A 13,908-nucleotide genomic window follows, 5' to 3' on the forward strand; every position below is an offset into this window, starting at 1 on the left:
CATGAGGTGGTAAAGCAGTCATCATGGACGTTCCGGGGATCGTGGAGTCGTCGCTCGGCGGCGAGGCGGTCGCAGCAGCAGTCTCCCTCGGTGGAGAGAACGTACTGTACGTGACACCCTCTCGCACCCTCATCTACCAGTCTGAGGGCTTCCTGAGCGACGAGTCCGTCGACGAATACCCACACGATGCCGAACGAATGACAGTCAAGGAGGGCCGGCGCAAGACGCGCATCACGCTGGAGTATCCACTCTCCGGGTCGAAGGACTTCACCGTCCCCGCCAACGCGACGGAGGAGGTCATCCACCCCATCCTCGCCGGTGTGCTGAAAGAAAGCGGGGTGACCAACGAGGGAGAGACGGTCACCCGCACGCTTCGATTCTCCGAGCTGACCCTCGTCATCACCTCAGAGCGGCTGGTCAAACACGTCGGCAACGCGGTGTGGGACGAGGATTACGAAGAGTACCACTACGAGAACGTGACGGGTCTCGACTTCGAGGACGGGAGCGTGGCGACACAGGTCGTCCTCGGGGTCAGCGGGCGGCCCGAGCGCATCAAGGTCTCCAACGAGCGGGCGGCGGAGGCGAAAGAGTACCTCCAGCAGGCGCTGTTCGCGTACTACGACGTCTCTTCGCTGGCAGCGCTGAACGAGGTCGTCCGACCGGACGAGGACGAGGAGGACGACCGTCCCAGCCCCGTCGACTTCGGTGAGGGCGTCGACCCGCTCGACGCGGGTAACACGGTTCAGCCGAGCGAGACGCCCACGGCGGAGCCGGAATCCGCCCTGGACGAGCACGATGTGAACCTGCGGGACGACCACGGGGCACACGCCGGCGCAGATACAATGTCGGCCGACCAGCAGGCGTCACTCGACGACCGGCCCGCGGATGACCGTCGCCCAGACCCCGGTCACGTCGACCGGTCCACTCCCGAGCCGACACGGTCGGATACCCCTGAGGAGACACACCACGCCCAGGAGTCGGAGCGGCCGGTACGCGAACAGCGGACCGCTGGTTCCGCCGCACCGTCGGAACAGTCGGAAACATCGGACCCGGCGGCTGAAGCGAAGCAAGTCCGGCACTCGGCCGCAACGGAGGCCGATGAGCCGGCGACGTCGGACACCACCGTGACGGACACCGCGACGGCCGACCCCGCCTCTGCCTCCGCTCCCGTCGATTCGACTGCTGCTGGCACGGACGTCACGTCCGACGCCGCTTCCACCGACGCCAGTGCTGGTACCGCGACCGAGTCCAACGCCAGTTCGACGGAGACGACGGCGGCTCCCAGCGAATCGGTCGACTCGGCGGACGTTCCCGATGAACTCGACGACTCGACGGAAGACGGTCAGAACGAGCGAAACGAAGCCGACGCACCGGCGCAGGAGGAAGAGGAGACGGACGGCATCGCCGACGAACGCTTCGAACAGGCCGGGTTCGAGCCGGCGAAGACGGCCGACGACGAGATACTCGAACGGCTCGACGACCTCGAACAGCAGGTGGTGCGACAGAACGAGCTGCTGGTCAAACAGCAACGGACCATCGAACGGCTGGTCGAACGGCTCGACCAGCGTAGATAGCGAACCGTTACTTGACGGTTCCGACCGCCGGTCGCGTCGGACGAAAGCGCGATGTGACTGCGCCGTATTTCGTGTCTCTCGCCAATCGGTAGCTCTCACTCCCGTCCGGTGACCTTCCGCACGCAAAACGAGCCGAACGGACCCAGCTCGCCCGCTTCGAGCTCGATGAAATGGCCCGTCGTGATACCGGTACCGCAGCGTCGGCACTCGAACTCGCCGTCTCGCGCGACCACGTCGCTCGTCTGGCTGACGAAGCCACTCGCCGTCGTGTGGACCACCCCATCTTCTCGCTCGATGACGCCACGCATGACCGCGGTGTCGAGTATCTCTCGGACCGTCGCCGGGTCCGTCGTCACCACCTCGATGCGGTCCATCGCGTCGGCGAGCGACAGCTCTGGGTCCTCCAGCTTCGACAGGAGTTCGACCCCGAGTTCGACCCTGTCGGTCTCTCCGTCCATCGTTCTGCCCTCCCGCGGCCAGCCGATTAAGCCTTGCGCGCGACCGAAAGGCCGTTACTCGTCGGGGACAGAACTCGGGTCGATGCGCTGGGACGCCCGCCGCCGTGCCGCCCTCGGTGTGCTCGTTGTGGTCGCCGTCGTCGCCACGAGCCTGTTCACGTCGACAGCCGCGGTGTTCGCCCGCGTCGAGGCGGTGTCGAACGACCCCTGGCTGTTCGGGGCGTGCCTGTTCGTCCTCTACCTGTGCCGCCCGTTCCTCGCGTGGCCGACGACCCTCCTCGCGGTGGCCGTCGGCTACGGCTACGGCGTGCTCCTCGGCGTCCCGCTCGGACTCGCCGGCGCCGCCCTCACCTCGGTCCCGGTGTTCGCCGCGGCACGCTGGGTCGACGGACCTGACGACGCGGGTCGACTACTCGCGGGCGTCCCTGCGGTCGATGGCGTTCGCTCCTCGGTCGAGGGGTACTTCGACTCGGCGGGCGACTTCCGCGGCGTCACCGCGGCACGACTCGCACCCATTCCGGCCGACGCCGTCACCGCCACGGCCGCCGTCAGCGGGGTCCGGCTCAGCACCTTCCTCGCGGCGACGGTCGTCGGCGAGCTCCCGTGGACCGTCGCGGCCGTGGTCGTTGGGAGTTCTGCCTCGACCCTGTCAGCGTCTGGCCTCGGCGCTGTCGGCCTCCCGCTCGCGGTCGCGATGGTCGTCTCGTCGGGCGTGCTGCTCGCCGGACCAGCTTACGAACGGTTCGCCGGGTCGTCGGAGTAGAGCTCTGTGAGTCGCCGCGCCGCCTCGTCTGCCTCGGCTGTCCGCTCCGCGTGCGGCGTTTCGAGCCGTCCCGACGGGTCGTCATCGGCCGCCGTCACGATGTCGTCGACGTCGAGACTCGCTTCGAGCGCGGCCAGCTTGTTCGCCGCCTCGTCAGCCGCCACCTGCTCGCAGTCGAACCGGTCCTTCACGAGGAGTGATTCGACCAGCCGGACGAGGGTTGTCTCCGAGACCGGCTTCGTCAGGTAGTCGTGGACGTCGAGCTCGATAAGGTCCAGACCGGGATCGACGGCCGTGACCATCACGACCCAGCAGTCGTAGCCCTGCATGCGGAGCTCGTCCAGTACCTCGTCGCCGGACCAGTCGGGCATGCGCCGGTCGAGCAGCACGATGTCGGTCGCCTCGTCGATCATCGACAGTGCTTGCGCTCCGCCGTAGGCCGTCTCCGTCTCGTACTCCTCGCCCAGCCACGTCGCGTACAGGTCAGCGAGGGTCTGTTCGTCGTCCACCACCAGTATCGTCGGCTCGTCCATCCAGAATCGCCCCAATCGTCTCGGACTCGCCGTACGGTAGGGTAGTGTTTTCGGCCGTAATCGCCCGACGGCCGTAAGCTACAAACGGAACTATCCGACCGCTCAGAGGTAGAACGGGTCCGAGCAGTCCATGATGACGCCGTGCTGTTCGCAGACGTACTTGCAGTGGCGCTTGTACAGCGGTTCGCCGCAGAGCGGGCAGGGACGACCACCGTGAGCCGTCTCCTGACCGCCCGAACCGTCATCGTCCCCGGTCATGCGTCCGCGTTTCGAGCCGACGGCATTCAACCTGTCGAGGGAGAATATATCACCCTTCCGTGCGACTGTGTGTGTATGCGCTGGCCACACGTCGACGACCGAATGGCGGCCGTCCTTCGCCGGAGCAACCAGAACGCGTACCGGGTTCTTCGGTTCGTCCTCATCGGGCTCCTCGTCCGTGGACTCGTCCGCGACCGCGAGCTCGACCGCGGCATCCTCGGTGCCCTGCTGCTCGCCACGGCGGTCGACGCGATCTTCCAAGTGTACTACCAGACCGGCGGACTCGACGAGGTCGACGACGAGACGGGCCGCAACTCGGTGAAGCTCAGACTGGACTAATCTCGGTCACGACGGCGAGCGAGAACAGAACGAAAGAGAACAGAGCGAACGAAGACGACGTTTCGAGACTCGTCGCCCGGATTCAGTTCGATTCAGCAGGTTCCCGTTCTAGCACTCCGACCAGCCACAGGACTCGCAGGTCTTGCAGCCTTCGGAGTAGTAGAGCGAGAGCGCGCCACAGTCGGGACACTCGGGACTCTCACCGGCAGCGATGAGGTCGTCGACGGCGTCCGTGGTGGAGCTCGCATCGGCGTCCGGGGTCTCGGCCGTCGCGGCACCGCCGTCGGTCTCGCGTGCGCCCGCCCGGCGCTCGGCGGCCTCCTCGGCCGTCTCGTCGAGCGTCTTCTGCTGCGGGTAGGTTCGGTCTATCTCGTCGTCGAGGTAGCGGCGCAGGGCGGTCCCGAAGGCGTCCGGGATGGAGTTGATCTGCTCACCCTTGTCCCAGGCGACCTTCGGCGACCGGATGCCCTGGAGCTTGTCGACGACCTCGTTCGGGTCGACGCCCGAGCGAAGTGCGATGGAGATGGTCTTCGCGAGTGCGTCCGTGAAGGAGTTCGTGAACCCGCCGGAGTGGCCGGTGTTCGCGAACAGCTCGAACGGCTCTGCCGTCTCCGGGTCCTCGTTGATGGTGACGTACAGCTTGCCGTAGCCGGTGTCGATTCGCTGGGTGACACCGTGGAGCTGGTCCGGGCGCTCCTTCTTCTTCGCGTAGGCACGTTCGCCGTCACTGACGATGTCGGAGACGTCTGCCTCCAGCTTCGCGCGGACCTCGCCGTTGTCGAGGAAGCCCTCGATGCCGCCGAAGGCGGCCTCGATCTGCTCGACGATGACCTCGGCGGCCTCGTCTTCGTCGGCGAAGTCGGCGTTGTCGGCGCGCGTGGTCAGGACCTGCTTCGAGCGGGTGCCGTCGCGGTAGACGGTGACGCCCTTGCCGCCGTTGTCGTAGATGTAGCGGTAGACCTCGTCCATGTCCTCGACGGACGCGTCGTTCGGGAAGTTGCAGGTCTTGGAGATTGCGGAGTCGACGCCCTCCTGGCAGGCGCACTGGACCGCGGCGTGCTGCTTGCCGGTCAGGTCCTGCGTGGTGACGAACAGCTCCGAAATCGAGTTCGGGACCGTCGAGAGCGACTCGACGCCGTCGAACTCGTTGTTCGCCATCTGCTCCTGTGCCTCGGCCTTGACGGCGTCGACGTCGATGTCGTTGGCCTCCAGTACGCGCAGGAAGTAGTCGTCGAACTCGACGAGCATCTCGTCGCCCTGGACGTCGTCGGAGACGTTCTTGTAGTAGGCGACGTTGTAGATGGGCTCACAGCCGCCCGTCGTGTTGCCGACCATCGAGGTCGTCCCGGTCGGGGCGATGGTGGTCGTGTTGTGGTTTCGGATGGGGAAGCCGTCCTCCCAGTCCTCGGGGTCGAGCCCGGTGTGGTGCTCGAACCACTCGGGGTAGTTCGTCGGGTTCGCGTACTTCGAGTCCTCCCAGTCGGCGAACGAACCGCGCTCGTTCGCCAGCTCGTGGGACGCCCACTTCGACTCGTGGTTGATGTGCCGCATGAGCTGGCGGGCGACCTCGTTGCCCTCGTCGGAGCCGTACTCGATGCCGAGCTGGACGTAGAGCTGTGCGAGGCCCATGACGCCGAGGCCGATTTTGCGCATCTCGCGGACCTTCTGCTCTATCTTCTTCACGGGGAAGTCCGACATCGTGACGACGTTCTCGAGGAAGCGCGTGCCGTACTCGATGCGGTGGTCGAACTCCTCGTAGTCGATTGCCTCGTCGAGGAACGCGGAGACGGCGGCCTCCTTCGAGTCGTACTCGTCCGCGTGCTCGGCGGACCAGACGCGCCAGTCGGGCGCGTCGAGGTCGGCGAGCGTCGAGAGGTTGATGTGGCCGAGGTTGCAGGCCTCGTACTCCTCGAGCGGCTGTTCACCGCACGGGTTGGTCGCCAGGATCTCGTGGTCCGGGTGCTCCTCGACGTCGAACGAGTGCTGCTTGTTGACCCGCTCGAGGTAGATGACGCCCGGCTCGCCGTTCTCGTGGGCGCCCTCGACGATGTCCTCCCAGATGACCTCGGCGGGCATCGACAGGACCTCGCCGACCTCGACGTACTCGCCGAGGCCGAACATGTCATACAGCTCTTTCGTCTGGGGCGTCGCGACGTGGGGTTCCTCCGTGCGCGGGTTGGTGAAGGTGAACTCCTCGCCGTTCTTCAGCGCCTCCATGAAGTCGTCGGTGACGCCGACGGAGATGTTGAAGTTCGAGAGGTGCCCCTCGACGGCGTTGCGGAGGTGTTTGGGCACCTTGCCCTCGTCGTCGATGAGCTCGCGGGCCTCCTCCAGCGCGTCCGCGAAGGAGGTGTGCGTGTAGTCGTCGGGGTCGTTCAGGCGAAGGGACTGTGCGAGGGAGACGTCCTTGTTCTTCGCGTGGATGAACTGGATGACGTCGGGGTGCGAGATGCGCATGACGCCCATCTGTGCGCCGCGTCGCGCGCCACCCTGCGCGATGGTCTCGCACATCTGGTCGAACGTCCGCATGAAGGTGATGGGACCGGATGCGATGCCGCCGGTCGAGCCGACGGCGTCACCGTAGGGCCGGAGCTTCCAGAACGCGTAGCCCATGCCACCGCCGGACTGGAAGACCTGTGCGGCCTCCTTCGCGGTCTGGTGGATGTCGTCGATGTCGTCGCCCGGGGAGTCGACGAAACACGCCGAGAGCTGCTGGAGCTCGTCGCCGGCGTTCATCAGGGTCGGCGAGTTCGGCATGAAGTCGAGGTACTCCATCATCGACTGGAACTCGTCGGCGACGGACTCGACGTGCTCGCGAACCTCGTCGGGCAGTTCGGGAACGACCGTATCGTACGCGAACTTGTTGACGTTGTAGACGGTGAGTTCGGTCTCCGTGTCGTCGTCGACCGAGGTCCCCATCCCGAAGACCTCCTCGGCGAGCTCGTCACGGCGCGGGTGGTCGGGTTTGAGCTGGTCGGGCGTGACGGTCACCGTCACGTCTCGCTTTCGTGCCTCGTAGACGGCCTCGGCCAGCGCGATGTTCTTCCCGACGCGGACGAACAGGTCCTCCTGGGACTCGACGGGCTCGCCGTCGGCGTCCTTGCGAAGGTAGCGAGCCGGGAGGATGTTCTCGTACGCGTTTCCGGTGAGCCGATCTGCGAGCGTGTCCCCCTCGGTTCGCTTGATCGGTAGTTCGAGTTCGTCGGCGGTCAGTTCCGACTCGCTCATGCGGTCCCCTCCCCGGCCGTACTGCGGCCTGTACAGCCAGAATCGTCGTCGAAGCGTAGTGTCTGCGTCATCGTTCGTAACGAAGGTTGGTTACTCGATAATCCGCCATAAATGGTCTGGATTACGATTTTCTTTGCCTAGTTCAACCGTACTTGTCCACAGCGTGGCCACTGTGCGTATATATCACAGCGCTGCGGTGTCACGGCAACTGCGGTCGTTCACCCCTAGTGGATGGACCACTATAACTCCCGTCAAACCGGAGTGAAAGTGTTTCCGGACCGAAGGCTACGACGGGTGTGACTTCCCGCTCGAATCAGTTTCACCCGTTCGACTTCCAACAGACGAATGCCGGACTCTGTTCGGACCCGATGGCCAGTCCTGTTCGCCCAGCAACAGGCTTATACCGTCGCCGCCTACCCTGTCTGGTATGTCGGTACTTCCAGCCCTGCTGCCGCTGCAGGTCGAAACCATCGGTGGGGTGGTGCTCCTGGTGCTCGCGCTGATTCTCGTGTACAAGGCCATCCAGCTCGCGTTCAGTCTCGCGATAAAGATCGTCGTCATCGCCGTGACAGCGCTCATCATCCTGTACGCGCTGTCGCTCGTCGGAATCAACCCGCTGGGGCTGCCCTTCGCGGCCCTGGTGCTCTCCTAGACGCTTTCGAGGAAGTTCTCTACCACGTCGTGTCCACGGGCAGTGAGCACCGACTCCGGGTGGAACTGGACGCACTCTATCGGGTACTCACGGTGTCTGACGCCCATGACGAGTCGTTGGGAGCCATCGTCGCCGGTAGTTGCCTCTCGGCCGCCGTCGGTCGCCATCGTCGACGCACTGGTGGCACCGGCCGTGTGGTCGGCCATCGCAGAGACCTCGAAGCAGTCTGGGACCCGCGTGGCCACGAGCGAGTGGTACCGACCCGCCGAGAACCCCTGTTCGATGCCGGCGAAGACGCCCTTCCCGTCGTGCTGGATGGGCCACGCCTTGCCGTGCACCGGGGCGGGTGCCCGCCCGACGTCGCCCCCGTACGCGTAGACCGCCGCTTCGAGCCCGAGGCAGACGCCGAATGTCGGCACGTCCGGGCTGACCTCGCGGAACACGTCGAGGGTGACGCCGACGTCGCGGGCGTTCGCCGGGTGGCCGGGCCCCGGTGAGACGACGATGGCGTCCGGCTCGAACGCACGTATCTCGTCGAGACTCGCGGTGTTACGCAGGACCTCGACCGTCGGGTCGTCGCCGGCGGCCAGCAGCGAGGATTCGACGTACTCGACGAGGTTGTAGGTGAACGAGTCGAAGTTGTCGACGAACAGGACCCTCATCGCGGCACCTCCGGCTCCGGCGTGGCGAGTTCGTCCGTATCGTCGTCGGCTGCCGATTCGTCGCGGTCGTCGTCGGCCTCGACTCCAGACTCACCGTCTCCAGCCGACTCCTCGATGCGCTCCAGTGCGGCGAGGACGCCGCCCATCTTCTTCTCGGTCTCCTCGTACTCGCGGGTCGGGTCGCTGTCGGCGACGACGCCCGCACCCGCGCGAACCGTCACGCGGTCGAGGCCGTTCTCCGCGCCTCGCTCGACCGTCGCGGTCCGGATGACGATGGCCACGTCGGCGTCGCCGGTCCACGAGTAGTAGCCGACGCCGCCGCCGTAGAGGCCACGCGGCTCGGTCTCGAGCGCGTCGATTATCTCCATCGCGCGTATCTTCGGCGCGCCGGTGAGCGTCCCAGCGGGGAACGCCGCACGGGTCGCGTCGAACGCGTCGAACCGGTCCGCGAGCTCGCCCGTGACGGTCGACTCGATGTGCTGGACGTGACTGTACTTGAGGACGTTCATGAACTCCTCGACGCGGACGGTCCCGGGGTTCGAGACCATCCGCACGTCGTTGCGCGCCAGGTCGACCAGCATCGTGTGTTCGGCGCGTTCCTTCTCGTCGGCGAGCATCTCGCCGGCGAGGCGACGGTCCTCGACCGGGCTGTCCCCGCGGGGGCAGGTTCCCGCGATCGGATTCGAGACGACACGGCCGCCGCCGACGGAGACGAGCGTCTCCGGACTCGCGCCGACGACGTGCAGGTCGTCGTGGGCAAGCAAGTACATGTACGGCGACGGGTTCACCGCCCGCAAGGCGGCGTACAGTCCGAGCGGGTCGCACTCGCCGAGTAATTCTCGCGTGCGCGAGACGACGCCCTGGTAGATGTCGCCGTCGAGAACGTGTTCTTTCGTGCGGGCGACCGCCTCCTCGTAGTCGGCCTGCGAGCCAACGCGTTCCGACTCCCGGACGAATCCGCCCGGCGTCGGCTCGGTCGCGTCCTCGAGGGTCGTCGCGACCCGGTCGACCTCGGCGGCGAGTTCGTCGTAGACGGCTCCAGCGTCCTCACCGTCGCGGACGACGGGTGTGAAGACGAGCGAGAGCGCGTCGGCACGGTGGTCGAAGACGAGCGTCCGGGTCGTCAGGACGAACTCGGCGTCCGGGAACCGCGAGTCGGGTCTGGTCAGGCCGACCTCGTCGAGGTAGAGGTCGTAGACGGAGTCGTAGCCGAGGAAGCCGACCAGCCCGCCGTCGAGCTGCTGGCGCTCGTGGGGCGGGAAGTTGACCGGCGTCACGTCGGGCATTGCCGCCCGAAGCGAATCGAGCGTGTCGTACTGCTCGTCGTCTGGGACGCTGACGAGTCCCTCGTACCGGTCGTCCCGGATGGAGACACTCGGCCCGTCGGGGCCGACGGTCACGACGGCGGCTGGGTCGTAGCCCACGAACGAGTAGCGGGCGTGGCGGTCGCCGTCCGAACCGATGTCCGTCGTACCGGTCGCGTTGAACGCACCGGCCGGGTCGCTGGAGGCGGTCTTCTCCGCGCTCTCCAGCAGGAAGGAGTGGCTCGACTCGCCCGACCCCGCGAGCGCGGCGTAGGCACCGAGCGGCGATACCTCACGGTCGAGCGTCGCCTCTACACGGACGACGACCGGCCGTTCGGGCGTCGCGGACTCCTCGACGAGACGGACGAACGACTCGCGGTCGAGGTCGAGCGCACTGCGGTCGTCTTCCCGTCGGTCATCTGTCGCCGGCGTCATGCCCGGAGCGGCCTCCGTCTGCGGGTCGCGGCCTCGACGAACCGGTGCATCGCGTCGTGGTCCTTCACGCCCCCCGCAGACTCCACGCCAGAGGCCACGTCGACGGCGAACGGCTCGACCGTCTCGACCGCTCTCGCGACGTTCTCCGGGGTGAGTCCGCCGGCCAGGACGATGGGCACGTCGAGTCCGGCCGTCTCGGCCCGGGTCCGCTCCCAGTCGTGGGTCTTCCCGGTGCCGCCCGCACCCGATTCGTCGACCGAATCGACGAGCAGCGCGTCGGCCACGTCTGCGTACCGACGGGCGGTTCCGGGGCGAGCCGCGTCGACGTGTTTGAGCACGTCCGCGTCGACCTTCGAACGGAGGTAGGCCACGTCGCCGGGTGAGAGGTCCGAGTGCACCTGTACGACGTCAGGGTCGACCTGTTCGACGAGTTCGATGGCGCGGTTCGGCCCGCCCGGCATCGTCACGAGCACGGTGGTCACGAACGGCGGGACGCGAGCGACGAGTTCGGCCGCTCGTCTCGCCGTCACCTCTCGCGGGGTGTCGACCGGAACGTCGACGACGAACCCGACCGCATCGGCCCCCGCGTCGATCGCGGCATCGACGTCCTCCTCGCGGGTGAGCCCGCAGATCTTCACGCGCGTCATCGTGCGGGAACCGTCGTAAGGTCGTTCAGCTTCTGCTCGGCAGCCCCGGAGTCGATGGCCTCGCGGGCCTTCGCGACGCCGGCTTCCAGGGTCTCGGCGAGGCCAGCGACGTAGATAGCCGCTCCCGCGTTCGCCAGGATGATGTCGCGCTTCGCGCCGGTCACCTCGCCGGTGAGGATGCCCCGCATGTCGGCGGCGTTCTCCTCCGGCGTGCCGCCGGCGACCGCCTCGACGGGAGCGCGTTCGAGGCCGAGGTCCTCGGGCGTCAGGGTGTACTCGGTTATTTCGTCGCCGTTCACCTCCGCGACGACCGTCTCGCCGTGGATGCAGATCTCGTCCATGCCGGAGCCGTGGACGACGAGCGCCCGCTCGACCTCCATCCGCGCGAGTGCGCGGGCGAGGACGGGGACCAGCTCCGGGTCGTAGACGCCGACGACCTGCGCGTCGGCACCGGCCGGGTTCGTCAGCGGGCCGAGGATGTTGAACAGGGTCCGCATTCCGAGCTCCTTGCGCGGGCCGATGACGGCCTTCATCGCCGGGTGGAACACCGGCGCGAGCATGAAGCCGATGCCGTCGTCTTCGATTCGTGCTTCGACGGCCGCTGGTTCGGCCTCGACGTCGACGCCGGCGACCTCCAGCACGTCAGCACTACCCGAAGAAGAGGAGACAGAGTAGTTGCCGTGCTTGGCGACCGCGACGCCAGCCCCTGCCGCGACCATCGCGCTGGTCGTCGAGACGTTGATGGTGTCGTAGTCGTCGCCGCCGGTCCCGCAGGTGTCGACGAGCGGGCTGCGGTTCGGCCGGATGGTCCGCGCGACGTCGCGCATCCCCTGTGCGAAGCCGGCTATCTCGGCCTCCGTCTCGCCTTTCGCCCGGAGTGCCGCGAGGAGCGCGCCCATCTGGGCCTCCGTCGCGTCCTCGAACACCATTCGTGCTGCCTCTCGCGCCTCCGTCTGCGTGAGGTCCCCGCCGTCGGTGACCCGTTCGATGAATTCCTGCATAGTGGACACCAATGTAGTATTTCGTCTTACGATGTACAAATTCGTACATCGACTTAAGACTGACGCTGCGCGCAGCGCAAACGTGCTAGCACGGGACGAACACCGGTGGCGGTTCCAGGGCGAGAGTTCATGTACGAAGGAGGGGCCAACACCGGCGACGATGTCGCCTCAGACGGCTGGTCGACGGACGCTCCTCGCGACACTGGTGGGTGGAGCCCTCGGCGGACTCGGGGTCGGCCGTGGGACGGGGAGGAAGAAGCGAACGAGAACCACAGCTCGAGACGCCGTTCTCGACCGATGCAGAGGCGGTTACAGGGACGCTCGCGCCGTCTCGGTCGTAGTTCGGGGTGCGGTTCGCGGCGCGAGTGACGACGACGGTCGGGAGCAGGCGCTCGCCGGCCAGCATCGGACGTCCGTCAGGCGGTATCAGACCGTCGTCGGCAGACCGGTCACGCTGGCCATCTCGGTCGACCGACCCGCCGGGGTCCCGCTGTCAGAACCGGCGCTCGCGTCGTGTCGCTGGCGGTTCGACGACGGAACGGGTCGGGAGGGAAGGCGTATCGTCCATCGTTTCGACCGCCCGGGCGAGTTCACGCTGTCCCTGGCTGCAAGGTTCGGGAACGGCACGACGGTCTCACGGTCGCTCAGATTCGTGGCGTACCCACTCGATAGCCTGCCAGCCCCCATTCCGCGGTACGATGTCTGGCCGAGCGAGCACTTCGACGATGGCGTCGGCGTCGAGCCCGGCCAGCCGATAACGTTCGACGCCAGCCGCAGCTCGGTTCTCGACGGCCGCATCGTCGCCTCCGAGTGGGTGTTCGACGACGGCTGTCGCTCGGGGAGGGTGGTAACCCGGGAGTTCGACGACGGTGGCCCACACGATTGCACCTTACGCGTGCGGGCGCACGACGGCCGCCGCGGCGAGGTTCAGGTCCCCCTGTTCGTCGGCACCCGATGACGGCCGGAGAATCGTGGGCGGGCGCGGCATGGGCGAAACCATCACACCGCAGTCGATTCGAAACCCTTTTTTATACCACCGGCCAACGAAGAAATGCAGGCAAGCGAGGACCAGTACGCCACTGGGTTGGTGGTCTAGTCTGGTTATGACACCTCCTTGACATGGAGGAGGCCGGCAGTTCAAATCTGCCCCAACCCACTACTTCTGCGCCGAACAACTTCGTGAGGCGCAGAATCGTTCTGTTGGGCAGTTTGAACTCGGGAGCAAAGCGAACGTAGTGAGCGGAGTGACCAAAGTTCAAATCTGCCCCAACCCATTTTCTGATTTCTCACACGACGAGCGATGCGAGGTCACGGAGCGATCTCGGATGCGGACGGCGAAGCCGTGAGCGAAGCGAGCACGTCTCGGCGAGGGTCGAACCTGCCCCAATCCGACATACAGCGCCGACGAATCCGGGCACCTCGCCAGTCTTTTGAGACTCTCGGCCCAACGACGACCCATGCCCAAGAAACTCGAGTGCATCATCCCCGGCTGCGACGCAACCATCGAGGCCGAGACGGAAGAGCTGGTGATGGCACAGGTCGAGACGCACGCGAAGAAGGCCCACCCCGAGATGGACCTCGACAGAGAGACCATCGACTCGATCCGCGCGAACATCGAAGACGAGTGACTCCTGGACGGTCCGTCGACGACGACGATATCCGCCGGTGATGCCTCTTTCTCTCATGGCACTCAGTGCGCGGAACCGCATCCACGGAACCGTCACGTCGGTCGAGACGTCGGGCTTGATGGCCGAAGTGGTCGTCGAGACCGCCGACGGCCAGACGGTGACCGCCATCATCACCAGCGGGTCGGTCGCCCGGCTCGGTATCGAAGTCGGCGACGAGGTCGACGCCGTCGTCAAGGCGACGGAAGTGATGATAGAGAAGGCCTGACCCGCGCAGTTCTCGTCAGCCTGCTGTCTAGGTCACTCGTGGCCGCGACCGGACCATCGCATCCGGCCGAACGGCCATCGGGGCGTCTGAAAGCCCCGTTTTCGACTGTTCAGGACGTATTGGACAGGGGAAAGACATATCGTCTCACCGTGTCTGGGACG

15 protein-coding genes and 1 tRNA gene are annotated in these 13,908 nt (G+C 66.4%); 8 read left to right on the forward strand and 8 right to left on the reverse strand.

Going from position 1 to position 13,908, the window contains the following annotated elements; genetic code table 11:
• The first annotated feature begins 23 nt into the window (after window positions 1-23).
• Window positions 24-1,574 (forward strand): DUF7115 domain-containing protein, encoded by a 1,551-nt coding sequence (locus ACSC1Y_RS04590; RefSeq protein WP_435333509.1) that lies wholly within the window; start codon window positions 24-26, stop codon window positions 1,572-1,574.
• A 95-nt stretch (window positions 1,575-1,669) separates the two neighbouring features.
• Here the strand turns inward: ACSC1Y_RS04590 and ACSC1Y_RS04595 are convergent, their stop codons facing one another.
• Window positions 1,670-2,032 (reverse strand): DUF5830 family protein, encoded by a 363-nt coding sequence (locus tag ACSC1Y_RS04595; protein WP_435333510.1) that lies wholly within the window; start codon window positions 2,030-2,032, stop codon window positions 1,670-1,672.
• An 82-nt stretch (window positions 2,033-2,114) separates the two neighbouring features.
• Between ACSC1Y_RS04595 and ACSC1Y_RS04600 the strand changes: the two genes are divergently transcribed.
• Window positions 2,115-2,795 carry a TVP38/TMEM64 family protein gene (locus ACSC1Y_RS04600; protein ID WP_435333511.1) on the forward strand — a complete coding sequence of 227 codons (681 nt, stop codon included), beginning with the start codon at window positions 2,115-2,117 and terminating at the stop codon, window positions 2,793-2,795.
• On the opposite strand, the gene ACSC1Y_RS04605 is transcribed toward ACSC1Y_RS04600, so the two are convergent.
• On the reverse strand, window positions 2,765-3,328 hold the full coding sequence (locus ACSC1Y_RS04605; protein ID WP_435333512.1) for a response regulator transcription factor: 564 nt from the start codon (window positions 3,326-3,328) through the stop codon (window positions 2,765-2,767). The two genes, ACSC1Y_RS04600 and ACSC1Y_RS04605, sit on opposite strands and share 31 nt — an antisense overlap.
• A gap of 102 nt (window positions 3,329-3,430) precedes the next feature.
• Window positions 3,431-3,586, reverse strand: coding sequence for an HVO_2523 family zinc finger protein (locus ACSC1Y_RS04610; RefSeq protein WP_435333513.1), 156 nt, complete (start codon window positions 3,584-3,586; stop codon window positions 3,431-3,433).
• Between the two features lie 75 nt (window positions 3,587-3,661).
• On the opposite strand from ACSC1Y_RS04610, the gene ACSC1Y_RS04615 reads away from it, so the two are divergent.
• Window positions 3,662-3,925 carry a hypothetical protein gene (locus tag ACSC1Y_RS04615; protein WP_435333514.1) on the forward strand — a complete coding sequence of 88 codons (264 nt, stop codon included), beginning with the start codon at window positions 3,662-3,664 and terminating at the stop codon, window positions 3,923-3,925.
• 108 nt (window positions 3,926-4,033) lie between these two features.
• Here the strand turns inward: ACSC1Y_RS04615 and ACSC1Y_RS04620 are convergent, their stop codons facing one another.
• Window positions 4,034-7,153 carry an adenosylcobalamin-dependent ribonucleoside-diphosphate reductase gene (locus ACSC1Y_RS04620; protein ID WP_435333515.1) on the reverse strand — a complete coding sequence of 1,040 codons (3,120 nt, stop codon included), beginning with the start codon at window positions 7,151-7,153 and terminating at the stop codon, window positions 4,034-4,036.
• 427 nt (window positions 7,154-7,580) lie between these two features.
• On the opposite strand from ACSC1Y_RS04620, the gene ACSC1Y_RS04625 reads away from it, so the two are divergent.
• A complete protein-coding gene (locus tag ACSC1Y_RS04625) occupies window positions 7,581-7,805 on the forward strand; it encodes a hypothetical protein (protein WP_435333516.1) in 225 nt (74 codons plus the stop codon).
• Here ACSC1Y_RS04625 and ACSC1Y_RS04630 read toward each other — a convergent pair.
• From ACSC1Y_RS04630 to trpD, 4 genes are read right to left on the reverse strand one after another with little or no spacing between them, the layout of a single operon-like run.
• The gene (locus ACSC1Y_RS04630) at window positions 7,802-8,467 is read right to left on the reverse strand and encodes a glutamine amidotransferase-related protein (RefSeq protein WP_435333517.1); all 666 of its coding nucleotides are present in this window, start codon (window positions 8,465-8,467) and stop codon (window positions 7,802-7,804) included. The genes ACSC1Y_RS04625 and ACSC1Y_RS04630 overlap by 4 nt on opposite strands.
• On the reverse strand, window positions 8,464-10,206 hold the full coding sequence (trpE, locus tag ACSC1Y_RS04635; protein WP_435333518.1) for an anthranilate synthase component I: 1,743 nt from the start codon (window positions 10,204-10,206) through the stop codon (window positions 8,464-8,466). Before trpE ends, ACSC1Y_RS04630 begins: the two co-directional genes overlap by 4 nt.
• A complete protein-coding gene (locus tag ACSC1Y_RS04640; RefSeq protein ID WP_435333519.1) occupies window positions 10,203-10,853 on the reverse strand; it encodes a phosphoribosylanthranilate isomerase in 651 nt (216 codons plus the stop codon). The genes trpE and ACSC1Y_RS04640 overlap by 4 nt, the downstream gene beginning before the upstream one ends.
• The gene (trpD, locus tag ACSC1Y_RS04645; RefSeq protein WP_435333520.1) at window positions 10,850-11,854 is read right to left on the reverse strand and encodes an anthranilate phosphoribosyltransferase; all 1,005 of its coding nucleotides are present in this window, start codon (window positions 11,852-11,854) and stop codon (window positions 10,850-10,852) included. The genes ACSC1Y_RS04640 and trpD overlap by 4 nt, the downstream gene beginning before the upstream one ends.
• Before the next feature lie 160 nt (window positions 11,855-12,014).
• Here trpD and ACSC1Y_RS04650 point away from each other — a divergent pair, with 160 nt between their 5' ends.
• From ACSC1Y_RS04650 to ACSC1Y_RS04665, 4 genes are all read left to right on the forward strand, one after another.
• Entirely contained in the window at window positions 12,015-12,812 is a 798-nt protein-coding gene (locus tag ACSC1Y_RS04650; RefSeq protein WP_435333521.1) for a PKD domain-containing protein, read from the forward strand.
• 123 nt (window positions 12,813-12,935) lie between these two features.
• Window positions 12,936-13,010 (forward strand) — tRNA-Val (locus ACSC1Y_RS04655).
• A gap of 301 nt (window positions 13,011-13,311) precedes the next feature.
• Window positions 13,312-13,482 (forward strand): DUF1059 domain-containing protein, encoded by a 171-nt coding sequence (locus ACSC1Y_RS04660; RefSeq protein WP_435333522.1) that lies wholly within the window; start codon window positions 13,312-13,314, stop codon window positions 13,480-13,482.
• Between the two features lie 55 nt (window positions 13,483-13,537).
• Window positions 13,538-13,747, forward strand: coding sequence for a TOBE domain-containing protein (locus ACSC1Y_RS04665; protein WP_435333523.1), 210 nt, complete (start codon window positions 13,538-13,540; stop codon window positions 13,745-13,747).
• The last annotated feature ends 161 nt before the right edge of the window (window positions 13,748-13,908 follow it).

The organism is Haloarchaeobius lipolyticus (genome assembly GCF_051208015.1).
GTDB lineage: Archaea > Halobacteriota > Halobacteria > Halobacteriales > Natrialbaceae > Haloarchaeobius.

Excerpts from the sequence above, each read along its gene's own strand:
- ACSC1Y_RS04595 (WP_435333510.1), bottom strand. The coding sequence starts at position 2,032 with ATGGACGGAGAGACCGACAGGGTCGAACTCGGGGTCGAACTCCTGTCG.
- trpE (WP_435333518.1), bottom strand. The coding sequence starts at position 10,206 with ATGACGCCGGCGACAGATGACCGACGGGAAGACGACCGCAGTGCGCTC.
- ACSC1Y_RS04600 (WP_435333511.1), top strand. The coding sequence starts at position 2,115 with ATGCGCTGGGACGCCCGCCGCCGTGCCGCCCTCGGTGTGCTCGTTGTG.
- ACSC1Y_RS04590 (WP_435333509.1), top strand. The coding sequence starts at position 24 with ATGGACGTTCCGGGGATCGTGGAGTCGTCGCTCGGCGGCGAGGCGGTC.
- ACSC1Y_RS04620 (WP_435333515.1), bottom strand. The coding sequence starts at position 7,153 with ATGAGCGAGTCGGAACTGACCGCCGACGAACTCGAACTACCGATCAAG.
- ACSC1Y_RS04615 (WP_435333514.1), top strand. The coding sequence starts at position 3,662 with ATGCGCTGGCCACACGTCGACGACCGAATGGCGGCCGTCCTTCGCCGG.
- trpD (WP_435333520.1), bottom strand. The coding sequence starts at position 11,854 with ATGCAGGAATTCATCGAACGGGTCACCGACGGCGGGGACCTCACGCAG.
- ACSC1Y_RS04640 (WP_435333519.1), bottom strand. The coding sequence starts at position 10,853 with ATGACGCGCGTGAAGATCTGCGGGCTCACCCGCGAGGAGGACGTCGAT.
- ACSC1Y_RS04650 (WP_435333521.1), top strand. The coding sequence starts at position 12,015 with ATGTCGCCTCAGACGGCTGGTCGACGGACGCTCCTCGCGACACTGGTG.
- ACSC1Y_RS04660 (WP_435333522.1), top strand. The coding sequence starts at position 13,312 with ATGCCCAAGAAACTCGAGTGCATCATCCCCGGCTGCGACGCAACCATC.
- ACSC1Y_RS04630 (WP_435333517.1), bottom strand. The coding sequence starts at position 8,467 with ATGAGGGTCCTGTTCGTCGACAACTTCGACTCGTTCACCTACAACCTC.
- ACSC1Y_RS04605 (WP_435333512.1), bottom strand. The coding sequence starts at position 3,328 with ATGGACGAGCCGACGATACTGGTGGTGGACGACGAACAGACCCTCGCT.
- ACSC1Y_RS04610 (WP_435333513.1), bottom strand. The coding sequence starts at position 3,586 with ATGACCGGGGACGATGACGGTTCGGGCGGTCAGGAGACGGCTCACGGT.
- ACSC1Y_RS04665 (WP_435333523.1), top strand. The coding sequence starts at position 13,538 with ATGGCACTCAGTGCGCGGAACCGCATCCACGGAACCGTCACGTCGGTC.
- ACSC1Y_RS04625 (WP_435333516.1), top strand. The coding sequence starts at position 7,581 with ATGTCGGTACTTCCAGCCCTGCTGCCGCTGCAGGTCGAAACCATCGGT.